Annotated in this window: 18 protein-coding genes; 7 read left to right on the top strand and 11 right to left on the bottom strand. The window is 73.8% G+C overall.

Translation table 11 applies throughout. The features are described from left to right. The first annotated feature begins 3 nt into the window (after positions 1 to 3). Together M8330_RS06245 and M8330_RS06240 are read left to right on the top strand one after the other, a co-directional pair. Positions 4 to 1,290, top strand: coding sequence for a DUF58 domain-containing protein (locus M8330_RS06245; protein WP_250826627.1), 1,287 nt, complete (start codon positions 4 to 6; stop codon positions 1,288 to 1,290). 247 nt (positions 1,291 to 1,537) lie between these two features. Continuing rightward, positions 1,538 to 2,845 (top strand): NtaA/DmoA family FMN-dependent monooxygenase, encoded by a 1,308-nt coding sequence (locus tag M8330_RS06240; protein ID WP_250826626.1) that lies wholly within the window; start codon positions 1,538 to 1,540, stop codon positions 2,843 to 2,845. A 32-nt stretch (positions 2,846 to 2,877) separates the two neighbouring features. On the opposite strand, the gene M8330_RS06235 is transcribed toward M8330_RS06240, so the two are convergent. Beyond that, entirely contained in the window at positions 2,878 to 3,873 is a 996-nt protein-coding gene (locus tag M8330_RS06235) for a stage II sporulation protein M (RefSeq protein ID WP_250826625.1), read from the bottom strand. A 24-nt stretch (positions 3,874 to 3,897) separates the two neighbouring features. Between M8330_RS06235 and M8330_RS06230 the strand changes: the two genes are divergently transcribed. Further along, positions 3,898 to 4,725, top strand: a complete 828-nt coding sequence (locus M8330_RS06230; RefSeq protein ID WP_250826624.1) for an RDD family protein — start codon at positions 3,898 to 3,900, stop codon at positions 4,723 to 4,725. On the opposite strand, the gene M8330_RS06225 is transcribed toward M8330_RS06230, so the two are convergent. Further along, positions 4,726 to 5,361 carry a hypothetical protein gene (locus tag M8330_RS06225; RefSeq protein WP_250051604.1) on the bottom strand — a complete coding sequence of 212 codons (636 nt, stop codon included), beginning with the start codon at positions 5,359 to 5,361 and terminating at the stop codon, positions 4,726 to 4,728. A 135-nt stretch (positions 5,362 to 5,496) separates the two neighbouring features. Here M8330_RS06225 and M8330_RS22350 point away from each other — a divergent pair, with 135 nt between their 5' ends. Then, complete coding sequence (locus tag M8330_RS22350) at positions 5,497 to 6,252, top strand: tetratricopeptide repeat protein (protein ID WP_250826623.1); 756 nt, start codon at positions 5,497 to 5,499, stop codon at positions 6,250 to 6,252. On the opposite strand, the gene trmB is transcribed toward M8330_RS22350, so the two are convergent. The 5 genes from trmB to rpsL form a co-directional block, all read right to left on the bottom strand. Then, complete coding sequence (trmB, locus tag M8330_RS06215; RefSeq protein ID WP_250826622.1) at positions 6,216 to 6,959, bottom strand: tRNA (guanosine(46)-N7)-methyltransferase TrmB; 744 nt, start codon at positions 6,957 to 6,959, stop codon at positions 6,216 to 6,218. The two genes, M8330_RS22350 and trmB, sit on opposite strands and share 37 nt — an antisense overlap. A 120-nt stretch (positions 6,960 to 7,079) precedes the next feature. Further along, positions 7,080 to 8,273 (bottom strand): elongation factor Tu, encoded by a 1,194-nt coding sequence (gene tuf / locus M8330_RS06210; protein ID WP_250826621.1) that lies wholly within the window; start codon positions 8,271 to 8,273, stop codon positions 7,080 to 7,082. A gap of 103 nt (positions 8,274 to 8,376) precedes the next feature. Then, positions 8,377 to 10,449 carry an elongation factor G gene (fusA, locus tag M8330_RS06205; RefSeq protein WP_250826638.1) on the bottom strand — a complete coding sequence of 691 codons (2,073 nt, stop codon included), beginning with the start codon at positions 10,447 to 10,449 and terminating at the stop codon, positions 8,377 to 8,379. Positions 10,450 to 10,660: 211 nt separating this feature from the next. Next, positions 10,661 to 11,131, bottom strand: coding sequence for a 30S ribosomal protein S7 (rpsG, locus tag M8330_RS06200; protein WP_250051554.1), 471 nt, complete (start codon positions 11,129 to 11,131; stop codon positions 10,661 to 10,663). A 1-nt stretch (position 11,132) separates the two neighbouring features. Continuing rightward, positions 11,133 to 11,507 carry a 30S ribosomal protein S12 gene (gene rpsL / locus M8330_RS06195; protein ID WP_011757353.1) on the bottom strand — a complete coding sequence of 125 codons (375 nt, stop codon included), beginning with the start codon at positions 11,505 to 11,507 and terminating at the stop codon, positions 11,133 to 11,135. A 353-nt stretch (positions 11,508 to 11,860) separates the two neighbouring features. Between rpsL and M8330_RS06190 the strand changes: the two genes are divergently transcribed. Both M8330_RS06190 and M8330_RS06185 read left to right on the top strand, forming a co-directional pair. Then, a complete protein-coding gene (locus M8330_RS06190) occupies positions 11,861 to 12,163 on the top strand; it encodes a DUF2530 domain-containing protein (RefSeq protein ID WP_250826620.1) in 303 nt (100 codons plus the stop codon). Next, complete coding sequence (locus tag M8330_RS06185) at positions 12,160 to 12,822, top strand: class I SAM-dependent methyltransferase (RefSeq protein ID WP_250826619.1); 663 nt, start codon at positions 12,160 to 12,162, stop codon at positions 12,820 to 12,822. Before M8330_RS06190 ends, M8330_RS06185 begins: the two co-directional genes overlap by 4 nt. Before the next feature lie 93 nt (positions 12,823 to 12,915). Here the strand turns inward: M8330_RS06185 and M8330_RS06180 are convergent, their stop codons facing one another. After that, positions 12,916 to 13,695 (bottom strand): DUF3027 domain-containing protein, encoded by a 780-nt coding sequence (locus tag M8330_RS06180; protein ID WP_250826618.1) that lies wholly within the window; start codon positions 13,693 to 13,695, stop codon positions 12,916 to 12,918. Between the two features lie 107 nt (positions 13,696 to 13,802). Here M8330_RS06180 and M8330_RS06175 point away from each other — a divergent pair, with 107 nt between their 5' ends. Continuing rightward, positions 13,803 to 15,224: an MFS transporter gene (locus M8330_RS06175; protein WP_250826617.1), complete on the top strand. Its 1,422-nt coding sequence runs from the start codon at positions 13,803 to 13,805 to the stop codon at positions 15,222 to 15,224. Positions 15,225 to 15,242: 18 nt separating this feature from the next. Here the strand turns inward: M8330_RS06175 and M8330_RS06170 are convergent, their stop codons facing one another. The 3 genes from M8330_RS06170 to larE form a co-directional block, all read right to left on the bottom strand. Next, a complete protein-coding gene (locus M8330_RS06170) occupies positions 15,243 to 15,635 on the bottom strand; it encodes a cold-shock protein (protein WP_250051541.1) in 393 nt (130 codons plus the stop codon). A 130-nt stretch (positions 15,636 to 15,765) separates the two neighbouring features. Further along, a complete protein-coding gene (locus M8330_RS06165; RefSeq protein ID WP_250826616.1) occupies positions 15,766 to 16,512 on the bottom strand; it encodes a M50 family metallopeptidase in 747 nt (248 codons plus the stop codon). Beyond that, positions 16,509 to 17,963: an ATP-dependent sacrificial sulfur transferase LarE gene (gene larE / locus M8330_RS06160; RefSeq protein WP_250826615.1), complete on the bottom strand. Its 1,455-nt coding sequence runs from the start codon at positions 17,961 to 17,963 to the stop codon at positions 16,509 to 16,511. The genes M8330_RS06165 and larE overlap by 4 nt, the downstream gene beginning before the upstream one ends. Positions 17,964 to 18,107: the final 144 nt, after the last annotated feature.

Raw genomic sequence — 18,107 nt, 5'->3', positions numbered from 1 at the left:
CGCATGGCGATCACCGGACGCACCCCGCTGCTGCTGGCCCTCGGGCTGGTGGCGGTGCTGGTGCGCCCGGAGCCGTCCACCGTCTGGCTGTGGCTGACCGTGGTGGGCGCGCTGGTCCTGCTCGACGTCGCGCTGGCCCCCTCGCCACGGACGCTGCGGCTCGAGCGCGACCGACCGGGTCGGGTGCGGCTGGGCGAGGCGGGCGAGACGCGGGTGCGGCTGTCCGCCGGGCCCCGCCGCGTGCGGCTCCTGGTGCGTGACGGCTGGCAGCCCTCGGCCGGGGCCGGCCAGGACCGGCACCGCGTGCGGCTCGGCCCGCACGAGAGCACCGTGCTGACGACGGCGCTGCGCCCCACCCGCCGCGGCGACCGGCGCGCGGTCGGGCTCACCGTGCGCTCGGCCGGCCCGCTGGGCCTGGCGGCGCGGCAGCGCACCGCGACCCTGGCGGGGTCGGTGCGGGCGCTGCCGGCCTTCGGCTCGCGACGGCACCTGCCCTCGCGCCTGGCCCGGCTGCGGGACCTGGACGGCCGCTCGGCGGTGCGGGTGCGCGGGCAGGGCACGGAGTTCGACTCGCTGCGCGAGTACGTGCGCGGCGACGACGTCCGCTCGATCGACTGGCGGGCGAGCGCGCGCAACCGCTCGGTGGTCGTGCGCACCTGGCAGCCCGAGCGGGACCGCCGCGTCGTCCTCGTGCTCGACACCTCCCGCACCTCGGCCGCCCGCGTCGGCGACGTGCCGCGGCTCGACGCCGCCATGGACGCCGCCCTGCTCCTGGGCGCCCTCGCCGGCCGCGCCGGCGACCGCGTGGACCTGGTGGCCGGCGACCGGCGGGTGCGCGCCCGCACCCGGGCCGGTGGCACCGCGGTCGTCGGCGCGCTGTCCGAGTCGATGGCCGACCTGGAGCCCGTGCTGGCCGAGGCCGACTGGTCGGGACTGGCCTCGGCCGTCCAGGCCCTCGGACGGCACCGGGCGCTGGTGGTGCTGCTGACCCCGTTGGAGCCCGCGGCCGTGGAGGAGTCGCTGCTGCCCGTGCTCCCGGCCCTCACCGCCCACCACCGGGTCCTCCTCGCGTCCGTGCGCGACCCGGAGCTGGCCGCGCTGCGCACGCGCCGCGACGACGCCGCGGCCGTCTACGGCGCCGCGGCGGCGGAGCAGACCCTCGCCCGGCGCGCGGCCACCGCTTCGCTGCTGGAGCGGCTGGGCGTCGACGTCCTGGACGCCGACGCCGACCACCTCGCCCCGGCCCTGGCCGACCGGTACCTGGCGCTCAAGGCGGCCGGCCGCCTCTGAGGCCGCGCTCCCCGTGCTCCCCCGTGCTGCCCCGTGCTGCGCCGGGTGCCACCCCGGCGTCCGCGAGCAGGGCACGTGACCCACGTCCTGCGGCGGATCTCGCCACCCCGCGCCCTCGGGGACCGGGCAGGAACGGGTGCCGAACGGCGCAACACCCGCGCTGCCTCGGCGCAACGGGGCCCTCACACCGGGCTGCCAGCGTCTCGCGCACCGCCGGGAACCGCCCGGCGCCGAGACGGAGGCACGCATGTTCCACCTGGGATGGTTCCTCGGCGACAGCACCGGCATCCACCAGTGGTGGGGTCCGTGGTCGTCCACGAACGCGACCGACTGGATGAAGCCCGACATCTACGTGGACCTGGCGACGTCGCTGGAGCGCGGCGGCTTCGACCTCATGTTCATCGAGGACACCGCGATGGTGGAGGACACCTACGGCGGCTCGATGGAGATGAGCCTGAAGTACGGCGAGATGGTGCCGAAGAACGACCCCATGCTCTACATGCCGCTGATGGCGCAGGCGACCAAGCACCTCGGCCTCGTCGGCACGGTCTCCACGATCCAGTACCCGCCCTACCTGGCCGCCCGGCAGGCGGTCTCGATGGACCACGTGACGAAGGGCCGTTCGGGCATCAACGTCGTCACCTCGGTCTCGCACCGGGTGGCGCAGAACTTCGGCTACGACCAGCACCTGGCCCACGCGGAGCGCTACGCGATGGCGAATGAGTGGATGGACGTCGTCTCCGCGCTGTGGGAGTCGTGGGACCCGGACGCGGTGCTGATGGACAAGACCGAGCCGCGCTTCGCGGACCACACGAAGGTCCACACGATCGACTTCGAGGGCACGTACTTCAAGGTCCGCGGCCCGCTGAACACGATGCCCGGGCCGCAGCGTCGTCCCGTCGTGGCGCAGGCCGGCAACTCCACCCCCGGTCGCGAGCTCGCCGCCGCGCACGCGGACTGCATGCTGGCGCTGTGCAAGAACCCCGACGAGATGCGGGCCCTGCGCCAGGACATGGACGCCCGGCTGATCGCCCACGGCCGCAAGCCGGGCGACCTCAAGATCCTGTTCATGACCATCCCGGTGGTCGCCGAGACCGACGAGGACGCCCGGGAGCTCCAGCGCCGGGCCGAGGCCGCGCGGCACGACCAGTCGGCGATCGACATGCGCCTGTGGGCGATGAGCTACGCCTCCGGCGGCACCATCGACTACGGGAAGTTCGACCTCGACGGCCCGGTGCCGCAGGAGATCGGCACCGGCGAGACCACCACCGCCAAGGCCTGGCTGGAGAACAGCGAGGACATGACCCTGCGCGACCTGGTGACCGGCCCGTTCAACTACGGCATGGACTTCGTCGGCTCCTACGACACGGTGGCGGAGCAGATGGGTGAGGCGATGGACGCCGCCGGCGGCGACGGCTTCCTCATCTACAAGCCGGTGACCCGCAAGCACATCATCGAGATCACCGACGGCCTGTGCCCGGCCCTGCAGGAGCGCGGCCTCATCCGCACCCGCTACGAGCACCCGACCTTCCGCGAGAACCTGCTGGCCTTCTGATCCTCACCGGCTCAGCCTCACCTCCGACAGGCTCAGCCGCGGACGGCCACGCGGTCCTCCAGCAGGGTCGCGTCCAGGTCCCCGGTCACGCCGCGCGCGTGCGCGGCGCGGCCGGGGACCACCACGTAGAGCACGAAGGCCACCTCGGCCAGGACCCCGATCGCCAGGCGGGCCCACGTCGGCAGCCCCGACGGCGTCACGAAGCCCTCGATCAGGCCGGAGACCGCGAGGACGCCCACCAGCCCGAGCGCGACGGTGCCGGCGGTGCGGCCCGCCTCGGCCAGCGCCTGGCTGCGCGGGCGCGGGCCCGGGTCGATCCAGGCCCAGCACAGCCGCAGGCCCACCCCACCGGCCACGAACACGGCGGTCAGCTCCAGCAGGCCGTGGGGCAGCAGCAGCCCCCAGAACTCCGCTGCCGCGTCGTGCCGGTGCATGATCGAGCCGATCACCGCGAGGTTCGCGACGTTCTGGAACAGCACGTAGACCACCGGCAGCCCGAGCACGCCGAGCGCCAGGCACAGCGCGCTGACCCAGGCGTTGTTGACCCACACCTGGAACGCGAAGTGGGAGGCGGCGTACTCGCTGTAGTACCCGGCGAAGTCGGTCTCGACGAGCTGGTCGACCTCGGCCGGGGTCAGCAGCTGCTGCTCCACGCTGGGGTGCGCCAGCAGCCAGAGGATCATCACGGCGGTGACGGCGACGTTGGCCGCCGCCGTCCCGACCCACCACCAGCGCAGCCGCCACAGCGCCGCCGGGAAGCGCGCGGTCCAGAAGGTGGCGACGCCGGCCCACGTGCCCACCCTGGTGCCGACCGCGCGCCCCCGCGCCCGCCCGAGCAGGGCCGAGAGGTGGGCGACCAGGTGGGGGTCGGGCGCGCTCGTGCGCAGCACCGAGAGGTGCGTGGCCACGCGCTGGTACAGGTCCAGGAGCTCGTCCGCCTCGCGCCCGTCGAGGCGGCGGCGCCCGACCAGCTCCGCGAGCCGGCGCCACTCCTCCGCGTGCGCCTCGGCGTAGGCGTCCAGGTCCATGCGCACCAGCCTATGCTCGCGGCGATGACTCCGTCCGCCGCACCGCCTCCGCCGCCCGAGCACGCCACCGTCACCGACGACGACGTGGTGGTCGGTGAGGGCGTGGCGCTCGACCTGCCGGCCGCCGGCGTCGGGCTGCGGCTGCTCTCGGGGTTCCTCGACGTGGCCGCGACGGGGCTGGTGCTGGTGGGCGCGGTGCTGCTCGCCACCGTGGCGACCGCCGACGTCGACCTGGCCCTCCAGACCGCGGCCACGATCCTCGCCACGGTCGCCTCGCTGCTGGTCTGGCCGGTGCTGTGGGAGACGGGCAGCGGCGGCCGCTCCCCCGGGCGGTTCGCCCTGGGCCTGCGCGTCGTGCGGGACGACGGCGGCCCGATCACCGCGCAGCACGCGTTCGTCCGCGCCCTGCTGGGCGTGGTCGAGATCTGGCTGACCTCCGGGGCGCTCGCGCTGCTGACCGTGCTGCTGCACCCCCGGGGCAAGCGCCTGGGCGACCTCGCGGCCGGCACCTACGTCGTGCGCACCCGGGTACCTCTGCGCTGGCGCGGCGGACCGGGCCTGCCCCCGGCGCTGGCCGGCTGGGCGACGACGGCCGACGTCGGCCCGCTGCCGGTGGGCCTCGGGGTGGCGGTGCGCGAGGTCCTGACCCGCAGCCGCGACCTGGACCCCACCTCCTTCGACCGGGTCACCGCGGCGCTGGCCGCGCAGGTCGCGCCGCACGTCTCGCCCGCGCCGCCGCCCGGCACCCGGCCGGCGGACTTCCTCGCCGGCGTCCTGGCCGTGCGGCGCGAGCGGGACCGTGCCCGCCTCGCCCGCGACGCCGACCTGCGCAGGAGGCTCGTCGGGCGCTGATCAGGCGTGGCCGGAGAGCACCAGCCCGTTGCCGGCCTCCAGCCGCCAGCCCTGGGCAACCGGCCCGCCGAGACCGACGACGCCGGAGCTGACCACGCGCACCGGCACCCGGTCCGCGACGAGCTGCTGGACCACGCGTCGCTGCTCGGGGCTCAGGTGCGCCTGGGCGGGGATGCGCCAGGCCGAGGTGCCCGCGCCACCGCCGGAGACGTGGTCCGGTGCGCCCTGCTCGTCCATCACCATCGTCTGCACCTCGTCGGCCGCCACGTGCAACGTCATGCCGCCACCCTCGCTGGAGATGTCGGTGACCCGACCGTGCTCGTGGGAGGTGACGAAGTGCCGGCCGAGGTCGGGCAGGTGCCGCATCTCGGCGAGACGCCGCCGCAGCACCAGGGCCAGCGCCGTGCCCGCCGCCGCCAGCGCCGCGACGGCGAGCAGCGCGAGGAACGCCGCCACGACCAGGGCGTTGCCGATGCCCAGCAGGACCGTCGCCGCCAGGCCGGTGCTGAGCACCAGCAGCGCCACCGCGACGGGCAGCGCCGGCGACGGCGGGCGCACCGCGCCCGCGAGCGGGCCCGGGTGGGCGCCCGTCGGCGCGGGAGTCGGGCGGGACGGGGAGCGGAACGGCGAGCGCATGGGACCTCCGGCGGGGCTTCGTGGGTCCGGCCAGGCTCCGCCGCAGCCTCGTGCCGTGGCCCATCGCGGGCTGTCGGCCGCCTGTGAGCGGGGCTGCCTGCGCCGGTACGCACCCGGGGAGGGAGGATGGAGGACGTGGTCGACGTCGACGCCCTCTGGGACTTCTCCGACCCGGGTGCGTCCCTCGACCGCTTCCGGGCCGCGGCCGAGGACGCCCGGGGCGACCAGCGGCGGGTGCTGAGCACGCAGGTGGCTCGCGCGCTCGGCATCCTGGACCGCTTCGACCAGGCGCGAGCGGTGCTCGACGAGATCGTCACCGGCCTGCGGCCGCCGGTCACCGCCGAGGTGGGCGTCCGCATGGCGCTGGAACGCGGTCGGGTCGAGCGCTCGCGTGCGCTGGCGCACCCCGGCTCCTCCCCCGGCGACCCCCGCGCCCGGCCCCTGGGCCTGTTCCGCGAGGCCGCGCTGCTCGCGCACGCCGCGGGGCTCGAGGCCCTGGAGATGGACGCCTGGCACATGGTGTGCCTCGAGGTCCCGGCCGAGGAGCAGGTCGACGCCCACGAGCGAGCACTGGCCCGGGCCGAGGCCTGCCGGGACCCGCGGGCGCGGGCCTGGGCGGGGTCACTCCTGCACAACCTGGGCATGACGCACGCAGACGCCGGCAGGAACGAGGCTGCCCTCGAGGCGTTCACCCGCGCCCTCGCGGTCCGCGAGGAGCAGGGCGACGTGGAGCGCGAGCGGATCGCCCGCTGGATGGTCGGGTGGACGCTGCGGCTCCTGGGACGCCTGGAGGAGGCCCTGGCCGTCCAGACGGCACTGCGCGCCGACCTGGACGCCGCCGGGCTCGAGGACCCCTACGTCGACGAGGAGCTGGCGCTGCTGCGTCGGTAGGTCAGGTCGGTGATGCTGCGGCCCGCCTCCGTGCCCTTGCGCTCGAACCGGGTCACCGGGCGCGCGTCCCAGCGGTCGACGACCCCGCCGGTCAGCAGCGGCTCGGCGTCCAGCACCTCGACCATCTGCTCGGCGTAGTCGGCCCAGTCGGTGGCCAGGCGCCACAGCCCGCCCTCGACCAGGCGCTGGGCCAGCACGTGGGAGAACGCCGGCCCGACCAGCCGGCGCTTGTGGTGCTTCTTCTTGTGCCAGGGGTCCGGGAAGAACGTCCACACCTCGGCCAGCTGCTCCGGCTCCACCAGGTGCTCGATGGCCCACTGCGCGTCGACGCCGATGAGCCGCACGTTCTCGGCCCCGGCCTCGGACAGCTTCCACAGGGTGTCGGCCACGCCGGGGCGCCAGACCTCGAAGGCCAGCACGTTGACGTCGGGGCGCGCGGCGGCCAGAGCGGCGGTGGCGTCCCCCACGCCCGAGCCGATCTCCACGACGAGCGGCGCCTCGCGGTCGAACCAGGACGAGAACGCGAACCCGGGGCGGTCGACCGCCTCGTCCGGGATGACCCAGGCGGCTTGGTGCGCGTGCCACGCCTCGGCCTGGCGGGGCGTGAAGCGGGCTCCGCGGCGGGAGTAGCTGAGCACCTCCCGCAGCCTGCGCCCGTCGTCGGTGAGCTTGTGGTGGGGACGAGCGGGAGTGACGCCTTCGGACATGGGCTCATTCTCACCGGGCCGACCCGGTGCTTCGAAATGGCCGGAGCCCCCGGTCCTCGTGCGAGGACCGGGGGCTCCGGGTGGTGCAGGTGCGGGCCCGCCGGGGCTGGACCGCTCAGATCACTTGCTGATCTTGGTGACCCGGCCGGCGCCGACGGTGCGGCCACCCTCACGGATCGCGAACCGCAGGCCCTCGTCCATGGCGATGGGCTGGATGAGCTCGACGCTCATCTCAGTGTTGTCGCCCGGCATGACCATCTCGGTGCCCTCGGGGAGGGTCACGACGCCGGTCACGTCCGTGGTGCGGAAGTAGAACTGCGGACGGTAGTTGTTGAAGAACGGCGTGTGACGGCCGCCCTCGTCCTTCGAGAGGATGTAGACCGAGGCCTCGAAGTTGGTGTGCGGGGTCGTGGTGCCCGGCTTGGCCAGGACCATGCCGCGCTCGACGTCCTCGCGCTTCGTGCCGCGGAGCAGCAGACCGACGTTCTCGCCGGCCTGGCCCTCGTCGAGCAGCTTGCGGAACATCTCGACACCGGTGACGGTGGTCTTGGTCGAGCCCTCGCGGATACCGAGCATCTCGATCTCCTCGCCGACCTTGACGATGCCGCGCTCGATACGACCGGTGACGACGGTGCCACGACCGGTGATCGTGAAGACGTCCTCGACGGGCATGAGGAACGGCTTGTCGGTGTCGCGCTCCGGCTGCGGGATGTACTCGTCCACAGCGTTCATGAGCTCGACGATCGAGCCGGCCCACTTCTCGTCGCCCTGGAGCGCCGGGAAGGCGGCAACCTGCACGACCGGGACGTCGTCGCCCGGGAACTCGTACTCGGAGAGGAGCTCGCGCACCTCCATCTCGACGAGCTCGATGAGCTCCTCGTCGTCGACCATGTCGCACTTGTTCAGGGCGACGACCAGGGCGGGCACGCCGACCTGGCGGGCGAGCAGCACGTGCTCACGGGTCTGCGGCATCGGGCCGTCGGTCGCGGCCACCACCAGGATCGCGCCGTCCATCTGCGCGGCACCGGTGATCATGTTCTTGATGTAGTCCGCGTGACCGGGGCAGTCGACGTGGGCGTAGTGACGCGCCTCGGTCTGGTACTCGATGTGGGCGATCGAGATCGTGATGCCGCGCTGACGCTCCTCGGGAGCCTTGTCGATCTGGTCGAACGGCGAGGCCTCGTTGAGGTCCGGGTAGGTGTCGTGCAGCACCTTCGAGATCGCGGCAGTCAGGGTGGTCTTGCCGTGGTCGATGTGACCGATGGTGCCGATGTTGACGTGCGGCTTGTTCCGCTCGAACTTCGCCTTAGCCACTGGGGGCTCCTCCTGGTGTGGTTGTTACTTGACTCGTGGTGGTACTGGGTCCCGGCCGCCGTCGTGACGGCCGGGACAGCTGGTGCCGAGGCACCGGGAACTGTTACTCGCCCCGGGCCTTCTTGACGATCTCGTCGGCGACGTTCGAGGGAACCTCGGCGTACGAGTCGAACTCCATCGAGTACGAGGCCTGACCCGAGGTCTTCGACCGCAGGTCACCGACGTACCCGAACATCTCGGACAGGGGGACGAGACCGGAGACGACGAGGTCACCGTTCACTTCCTCCTGGGACCGGATCTGGCCGCGGCGGGAGTTGATGTCGCCGATGACGGTACCCAGGAAGTTCTCCGGGGTGGTCACCTCGACGGCGAACATCGGCTCCAGCAGGACCGGCTTGGCCATCCGGCAGGCCTCCTTGAAGGCCTGGTTGCCGGCGATCTTGAACGCGAGCTCCGAGGAGTCCACGTCGTGGTACGCGCCGTCCTCGAGGGACATCTTCACGTCCACCATCGGGTAGCCGGCGAGGACGCCGAACTGCATGGCCTCCTGGGCACCCTGGTCGACGGAGGGGATGTACTCCTTGGGCACGCGACCGCCGGTCACGTTGTTGACGAACTCGTAGCCCGCACCCAGGCCGGTCTCCTCGTCCACGTTCGGCGCGATCGAGATGACGACCTTCGCGAACTGGCCGGAACCACCGGTCTGCTTCTTGTGGGTGTAGGAGTGGCCCGAGACCTCGCGACGGATCGTCTCGCGGTACGCGACCTGCGGCTTGCCGACGGTGGCCTCGACCTTGAACTCGCGCTTCATGCGGTCCACCAGGATGTCCAGGTGGAGCTCGCCCATGCCCGAGATGATGGTCTGGCCGGTCTCCTCGTCGGTCTTCACGACGAAGGTCGGGTCCTCCTCGGCCAGACGCTGGATGGCGACACCCAGCTTCTCCTGGTCCGACTTGGTCTTCGGCTCGATGGCGACCTCGATCACCGGGGCCGGGAAGGTCATCGACTCGAGCACGACCTGGTTGGACGAGTCCGACAGGGTGTGACCCGTGCGGGTGTCCTTCAGGCCCATGACGGCGACGATCTGACCGGCGCCGACCGACGCGATCTCCTCACGCTTGTTCGCGTGCATCTGGTAGACCTTGCCGATCCGCTCCTTGCGGCCGTTGGTCGAGTTCAGCACCGTGGCGCCGGCCTCGAGCTTGCCGGAGTAGACGCGGACGAAGGTCAGCTTGCCCAGGTGCGGGTCCGCGGCGATCTTGAACGCGAGCGCGGCGAGCGGCTCGTCGTCCGAGGGCTTGCGGACGATCTCGTTCTCCGGGGTCTCCTCGGCGTCCGGCTTGTGACCGACGATGCCGTCGACGTCGAGCGGCGACGGCAGGTAGTCGATGATCGCGTCGAGCAGGGGCTGCACGCCCTTGTTCTTGAACGCGGTGCCGGTGAGGATCGGGTTCACCTTGTCGGCCAGGGTCGCGGCCCGGACGAGCTTCTTGATGGTGGGCACGTCGAAGACGTCGCCCTCCTCGAGGTACTTCTCCATGACCTCGTCGTCGGTCTCCGCGAGGGTCTCGACGAGCTTCTCGCGGTACTCGGCGGCCTTGTCGGCGAGGTCGGCCGGGATCTCCTCGACCACGTAGTCCTCACCGGTCTTGGTCTCGCCGCGCCAGACCTTGGCGTTCATCTCGACCAGGTCGACGACACCGATGAAGTCGCTCTCGGCACCGATCGGCAGCTGCATCACCAGCGGGGTGGAGTTCAGCTTGGCGACGATGGAGTCGACCACGCGGTAGAAGTCCGCACCGGTGCGGTCCAGCTTGTTGACGAAGCACATCCGCGGGACGGAGTACTTGTTCGCCTGGCGCCACACGGTCATGGTCTGGGGCTCGACACCCGCCACGCCGTCGAACACGGCGACCGCGCCGTCGAGGACGCGCAGGGAGCGCTCGACCTCGACCGTGAAGTCCACGTGACCGGGAGTGTCGATGATGTTGATCTGGTGGTCCCTCCACCAGCAGGTCGTCGCGGCGGACGTGATGGTGATGCCGCGCTCCTGCTCCTGCTCCATCCAGTCCATCGTCGCGGCGCCGTCGTGCACCTCGCCGATCTTGTAGGAGATGCCGGTGTAGAAGAGGATCCGCTCGGTGGTGGTCGTCTTGCCGGCATCGATGTGAGCCATGATGCCGATGTTGCGGACAGTCTTGAGGTCGGTCGTGATGTCGACAGCCACGGTCTGGTCGCGTTCCTTAGGTCGAAGGGGTGCGGTGGGGCGGGGGGGGCGGGGGGGGGGGGGCCCCGCCCCCCCCCCCCGCCCGGGGGGGGGGGGGGGCGGGGGGGCCGGGGGGGGGGGGGGGGGGGGGGGGGCCGGGTTCGGGGCCGCCCCGCACGGATCACCAGCGGTAGTGGGCGAAGGCCTTGTTGGACTCGGCCATCTTGTGAGTGTCCTCGCGCTTCTTCACAGCGGCACCGAGGCCGTTGGAGGCGTCCAGGATCTCGTTCATCAGCCGCTCGGACATCGTCTTCTCACGACGGTCCTGGGCGTAGCCCACGAGCCAGCGGAGGGCGAGGGTGGTGCCACGACCGCCCTTGACCTCGATCGGCACCTGGTAGGTCGCACCGCCGACGCGGCGGGACTTGACCTCGATGGCCGGCTTCACGTTGTCGAGCGCGCGCTTGAGCGTGACGACCGGGTCGGTGCCGGTCTTCTCGCGGCAGCCCTCGAGGGCGCTGTAGACGATGCGCTGGGCGACCTGCTTCTTGCCGTCCATCAGCACCTTGGAGACGAGCTGGGTGACCAGCTGCGACCCGTAGACGGGGTCGACATCGAGCGGCCGCTTCGGCGCGGGACCCTTGCGCGGCATGTCAGCTCTTCTCCTTCTTCGCGCCGTAACGGCTGCGAGCCTGCTTGCGGTTCTTGACACCCTGGGTGTCGAGGGTGCCGCGGATGATCTTGTAGCGGACGCCGGGAAGGTCCTTCACACGGCCGCCGCGGACGAGCACGATCGAGTGCTCCTGGAGGTTGTGACCGACACCCGGGATGTAGGCGGTGACCTCGACGCCGGAGCTCAGTCGCACGCGGGCGACCTTGCGGAGGGCGGAGTTCGGCTTCTTCGGGGTGGTCGTGTAGACGCGCGTGCAGACGCCACGGCGCTGCGGCGAACCCTTCAGGGCAGGCGTCTTGTTCTTGGACACCTTGTCCTGGCGGCCCTTGCGGACCAGCTGCTGGATAGTGGGCACCGGGTGGTTCCCTCTCTTTGTCGACTCTCTCTGCGCGGCGACCTGCCGCACAGGGTGGTGGCGGGAGATCCCTCTCCCACCTGTGTGCCGGGATGGTGCTCCCGAACCGACCGCGCCACCCCCGAGGTCGGGCGTGTCGCCCCTTGCCTCGTCCCGTGGCGGTCACCCGCTCCGGGTCTTTCAGGGCCCGTGCCCCGCTCCTCCCGACCTTCCGGGCTGAGCTCGCGGGCACGCGCGACGGCCTGGTCGTCCCAGACACGAGAAATGAGGCTACCCGGCGCCTGTGAGGGGGTCAAAAGGACCGCGACCCGGCCACCGCGCGCCCAGGTGGGAGGGCGCTCTAGGCTGGGTGCGTGAGCACCGACCAGCCCGACGAGCACCGTATCGGTCGTCGCACCTACGTGATCGCCCCGGTCGAGCCCCTGGACACGGACGGGGTGCGCACCGTGGCCGTCGGCACCCTCGTCTTCGCGGTCGCCTTCGTCGCCCTGCTCCCCTTCTACGGCTGGCTCGAGCAGACCGACCGCACCTGGTGGCTGTGGACCTGCCTGGCCGGCGCCGGCCTGGGCCTGCTCGGGCTCGAGTACGTGCGCCGCCGGCGCGACCGCCGCCTGGCCGCCGCGGACGCGGGCACCACCCCGGGGCCGACCGCGTGACCCAGCCGCCACCCACCCGCTGGGCGCTGGCCGGGCCGGACGCGTCGGCCGGCTTCGGTCGGAAGTTCGGGGACCTCGTGGCCGAGGGCGCGGACGTGCACGGCGAGGCGCGCCTGGCCGACACCCTGCTGCCCCGTGGCGCTCGCGTCCTGGACGTCGGCGCCGGCATGGGCCGCGTCGGGGCCGGGCTGGCCGCCCGAGGCCACCGCGTCGTCGCGGTCGAGCCGGACGCGGCGCTGGTCGTGCAGGCGCGCGCCACGTTCCCCGACCTCGACCTGCTGCACGCCGACGGTCTCGACCTCTCCCCCGCGCTGCTGGGCCCCGAGCGTCCGCACGAGTTCGACCTCGTCGTCCTCGTGGGCAACGTGATGGTCTTCCTCGCCGAGGGCACCGAGCGCGCCCTGCTCGCGCGCGTCCGCGCGCACCTGGGCGCGCGCGGTCGGGTGCTGGTGGGCTTCCACCTCGTCGGCGCCCCGCCCGCCGCACGGCGCTACCCGCCGGAGGAGTTCGTCGCGGACGCCGAGGCCGCGGGCCTGCGCGTGGACGCGCGCTTCGGCTCCTACGAGCTGCACCCGGCCGGCACCGACTACGCGGTCTGGCTGCTCAGCCCCGTCGACGCGGGCACGCCCGGGGCCACGGACGTCGGGCACGTCCGCTGAGCCCCGTGCAGACGCCGGGTCGGCAGTAGCCTTCACGCCCCGCGGCGCGGGAGCTGAGAGGTACTGCCGACTCGGCGGTGGGTCAGTGGTGCGTCAGAACGACTCGACGTCGCCGGGGGCGAAGTCGTCGACGATCGGCTCCGGCATCGGCAGCGGCTCGTGCTTCTTGGCCAGCCGCACCTCGGAGTGCGCGCCGCAGCCGTGGCCGAGCGCGACGACGCGGCCGTCGTCGTTGGCGTCACCGTTGGCGCAGACGCCGAACCGGCCCGAGAGGGGTCCGTTGAGGCGGACCAGGAAGCCGCAGGAGTCGCAGGAGTCGGACGCGGCCTGGGCCAGCGGGCTGTCGGGGCCGCCGTCGCCGTCCCACCAGCGCTGCGCCGCCTGCTCGCGCCCCTCGGGGCCGAGCGTGCGCGGACGGCCGAGGAAGAGCTCGCGGGCGACGTCGCGCACCTGCTCCTTCTCGTCGGTGTCCAGGGGGTCGTCGCCGAAGGAGTAGGTGGGCACGAGGCGCGGGTCGTCGTCGGCGACCGGCAGCAGGTCGCCGGGCGTCAGGTCGCCGGGGCGGACGCGGTCGCGGTAGGGCACCCAGTCGGGGGCGGTGATCGCGTCCTCGCCGGGCAGCAGCACGACCTCGTCCACCGTGACCGTGCGCTGGCGCGAGGCCCGGGTGAGGGTGACGGCCCAGCGCCAGCCGACGTAGCCGGGGCGCGTGCAGGCGAAGGAGTGGGTGACGAGGCGCTCGCCCTCCACCACGTGGCCGAGGTGCTCCCCGACGTCGCTGGGGCTGTCGACGTCCTCGAGGAGCGCGGCCCGCGCGACCTCGACGGCACCGACGGTGACGGAGTCGGGCTTGGAACGAGCGGTGGTCCTCACGACCGACCATCATGCCCGCACCCCGGCCACCGTGTCGTATCGGGGGCCCGGACGCGCCGGGGCGGGGTCGTGGGTGTGCGGCACCGGGCGCCGGGCAGGATGGGCGCGTGAGCGACCCGCAGCAGCCCTCCGGCCCTGCGCGGCCGGGCGGGCGCGAGCGGGCGGCGGACGCCGGCCGTGCCACCGCCCGTGGCCTGCGCACCGGCGCCCGCAGCACCGCACGGGCCGCCGCCGCGGTGGGGCACCAGGCCCGGCGCGCGGCCGGGGCGCAGGGCGCCGAGGCGTCCGGGCTGAACCGCCTCATCTACCTGCACGCCGCCAACGCCGCGGGGGACGCCGCCGTGGCGATCGCCCTCGCCGGCTCCCTGTTCTTCCAGGTGCCCTCCGGCGAGGCGCGTGGCCAGGTCACCCTCTTCCTCGGGCTGACGATGCTGCCGTTCGCGATCGTGGCCCCGCTGATCGGCCCGACGCTGGACCGGTTCAGCCACGGCCGGCGGTGGGCCATCGGTGCCACGATGGCCGTGCGGGCGTTCCTGGCCTGGGTGCTGGCGGGCGCCGTGGGCGAGGAGTCCCCGGAGCTCTTCGGCGCTGCCCTCGGGGTGCTGGTGGCGAGCAAGGCCTACGGGGTCACCCGGGCCGCCGCCGTCCCGCGGCTGCGACCGCCCGCCCTGACGCTGGTGCGCGCCAACGGACGGGTCTCGCTGGCCGGGATGGTCGGGGCCGGCGTGTCCGCTCCCCTGGCCTTCCTCGCCTCGCTCGCGGGCGCGGACTGGGCGCTGCGCTACGCGTTCGTCCTCTTCGTGGTGGCAGTGGTGCTGGCGATCCGGCTGCCCGAGCGGGTCGACTCCTCGGCCGGCGAGCAGCCGATGGTGCTGCTGGCCTCCCCCGAGGACCGGTCGGTGGAGGGTCAGGCGGACGGGAAGGCGCCGGCCGGTGGGCGCCGCGGACGCCGGGGCCTGAGCTTCGGGGTGCCCCGCTCGGTGGCCTTCGCGCTGCTGGCCAACGCCGGGCCGCGGTTCACCACCGGGTTCCTCATCATGTTCATGGCGTTCCTGCTGCGGGAGAACCCGCCCGCCTCGGCGCTCTCCGACGAGCTGCTCGTGGCGCTGGTGGTGGGCGCGGCCGGGCTCGGCAACGGGCTCGGCGTCGCCGCCGCGTCCCTGCTGCGGCGGCTGGACCCGCGGGTGACCGTCATCGGTGCCGTGGTCGCCGACCTGGCCGCACTGCTGCTCGCGACGCTGTTCTACGGCGTGCTGCCGCTGGTGCTGCTGGGGCTGGTGGCGGGGCTCGCGCAGTCGCTGGCGAAGTTCTGCCTGGACGCCACGATCCAGGCGGACGTCCCGCCGACCGTGGCCGCGAGCGCGTTCGCGCGCAGCGACACCACGCTCCAGCTCGCGTGGGTGGTCGGCGGCTTCGTCGGCGTGGCCCTGCCGCTGGACCCCGCCCGCCTGGGCCTGGGGGTCGCGGCCGCGGTGATGGTCTCCTTCACCGCGTTCGTGCTGAGCCGCGCGCGGGCCGCACGGGCCTGAGCCCGGCGGCGCGGGGGCTCAGAGCTCCAGCTGGTCCGCGAGCGCGCGCAGCACCTTGGCGGTCTGCCGGGCGGCCTGACGCTCGGGGTGCCGGCCGTGGCGGTAGGACTCGCCCATCGCGTCGAGCAGCCGGATGGCGTCCTCGGTGATGGTGGCGAGCTCGTCGGGCTTCTTGCGCCGGGCCGCGGCCTGGTTGCGCGAGACCGAGGCGGGGGCGTCGAGGACGCGCACGTTGAGCGCCTGGTCACCGCGACGGCCCTGGGCGATGCCGAACTCGACGCGGGTGCCGGCCTTGAGGGCGGCACCGTCGGGCAGGGCGTCGGCGCGGACGTAGACGTCGGCACCGCTCTCCTGGGAGAGGAAGCCGAAACCCTTCTCGGCGTCGTACCACTTCACCTTGCCAGTGGGCACTCTCGTCTCCCCCTCACGCCTCACGTCGCACCGGGCCCGGAAGTCCCGTGGCCGTGCCCGGGCGGCCTGGGTGCCGCCCGACCCGGAAGTCTAGGTCGACCTGCCCCACGGGCCCGCTTCGGCGGACCGCTCAGCGCTCGAGCAGCTGCGGGGCGAGGGTGAGCGCGCCGACCACGACGCCGGCGAGGTTGGCCAGGAGCATCAGCCACACCCAGCCGAGGGCCGGCAGCCAGGTGAGCCGGCCCAGCTGGTCGGGGTCCGAGCCGCGTCGGCCGGCGGGCCCGCGGCCCAGCAGCTCCACCAGGGGACGCGGGGCGGCCAGGAGCAGCAGCCAGGTGACCAGGTAGGCGGCCAGCGAGGGCCACGGCGGCGACCCCAGCCAGGTCAGGGCCGCGACGGCGCCGCCCAGCAGCACGAGCACCAGCACGCCGTAGGCGTTGCGCACCCACACCAGGAGCAGCAGGGCCATCAGCACCAGGCCCCACAGCAGGGCCAGCGGACGACCGGCCGCCAGCAGCAGCGCGGCCCCCACCCCGAGCAGCGCCGGCGCCAGGTAGCCCGCGGCCAGCATCGCGACCATCCCGGGCCCCGAGGGGCGCCCGCGGGAGAGCGTGACGCCGGAGGTGTCGGAGTGCAGCCGGATGCCGGAGAGCCGGCGTCCCACCAGCACGGCGACCAGCGCGTGCCCGGTTTCGTGCACCACGGTCACCCCGGTGCGCACGCCGTGCCAGGTCTGCGGAGCGGCGACCAGCAGCAGCGCCACCGCGCCGGTGGCGAGCACGACCCACGCCTCGGGCAGGGGCTGGCGTCCGAGGACGTCGCTCCACACGCGGGCGAGCACGTCGCCCACGCCCGAGGCCAGGCCGTCGCCGGTCATCGCCAGCGCTCGGGGTCGGGCAGCAGCTCGTTCATGGCACCGGAGCGGAACCCGCGGGGGTCGACCTCCGCGTCGGCGAAGCCCACGGCCAGGACGGCGGCGCGCACCCGCTCGGCCAGGGGGTCTCCGGCGGCCAGGCGACCGGCCAGGTCGGCGTCCAGCTCGACGCGGGCGGCGTCCGCGCCGAGGTCGCGCACGCGCAGGTCCCGCACCGGCGTGCCCGCCTCGGCCAGGAGGGCACGCAGCCCGCGCTCGGCCGCCTCGACGCGGGCCAGGCCCGCCGCGGTGACCTCGACGCCGTAGGCGATCCGGGAGGAGAGGCAGGCGGCGGCGGGCTTGTCCCAGGTCGGCAGCCCCCACAGCAGGGACGCGGCGCGCACCTGCGCCTTGGTCAGGCCCGCGTCCGCCAGCGGTCGCACGGCGCCCGCGTCGGCGGCGGCCCGGATGCCCGGGCGGAAGCCGGCCGCCAGGTCGTCGGCGTTGGTGCCGGTCGCCACCGCGGCCAGGCCGTGCTCGGCGGCCAGCGGCACGAGGACGTCCATCAGCTCGGTCTTGCAGAAGAAGCAGCGGTCGCCCGCGTTGGCGCGGTAGCCCTCGCGCTCCAGCTCGTGGGTGGCCGGGGTCAGCACCCGCACGCCGAGGCCCTCGGCGAACTCCCGCGCCGGGTCGCGCTCGGCGGCCGGGAGCGCGTGGCTGTAGCCGGTCGCGGCCACGACGTGCTCGGGCCCGAGGGCGCGGACGGCGGCGGCCAGCAGCAGGGCGGAGTCGGCACCGCCGGAGAACGCGACCAGCACCGAGCCCAGCCCGACGAGGCGCTCCTCGAGGTCGGCGAGGCGGGAGGTGAGCACGTGGGAGTCCAGCCAGGCGGGGAAGCCGGTCAGGTCGTCGAGGACGACGTCGGTGCCGGCGTCCAGCACCTGCTCGCGGCTGCTCGGGCCGGTCAGCACGCTCACCGACAGCGCGTCGGCGGCGCGCGCACCGGCCACGTCGTGCACGTGGTCGCCCACGTAGACCCCGGCCCCGGCGGCGCCGAGCGCGGCTCCCTTGCCCGGGCCCCAGACGTCCCCGGCCAGGGTGTCGACCTCCAGGCCCAGGTGGTCGAGGTGGCGCCGGGCGTTCGGCTCGTGCTTGCCGGTGACCACCAGGACGCTGCCCCCGTGGGCGCGGACGGCGGCGACGGCCTCGCTCGCGCCGGCCAGCGTGGGCGTCGCGGCGACGGCGAGGTCCGGGTAGAGGGCCCGGAACCGGTCGACGGCCGCGTCGATCTCCTCGGCGGGCAGGTAGGGGGCGAGCAGCTGGTCCAGCGGCGGGCCGAGCTGCGAGGTCACCTCGTGCACCGGGATCTCGACCCCCAGCTCGGCGGCCAGCGCCTCCAGGACGGCGGCGATGCCGGGGCGGGAGTCGACCAGGGTCATGTCGAGGTCGAACCCGACGACGAGGGGAGCAGGCACGCGGCCAGCGTAGGAAACGAGCCTGTGCGTCCGGGCCGGTGGGCCCGCACCTCGTGCGCCAGGTCACGTGCCGCACGGCCGGTGCACGGACGTCTTTGCCAAGGAGGGGCTGCGCCACCTGTGCACCATCCGTCACAATGGGCG

The organism is Nocardioides bruguierae (assembly GCF_023656415.1).
GTDB lineage: Bacteria > Actinomycetota > Actinomycetes > Propionibacteriales > Nocardioidaceae > Nocardioides > Nocardioides bruguierae.
This window is presented reverse-complemented; position numbering and strand designations above follow the sequence as displayed.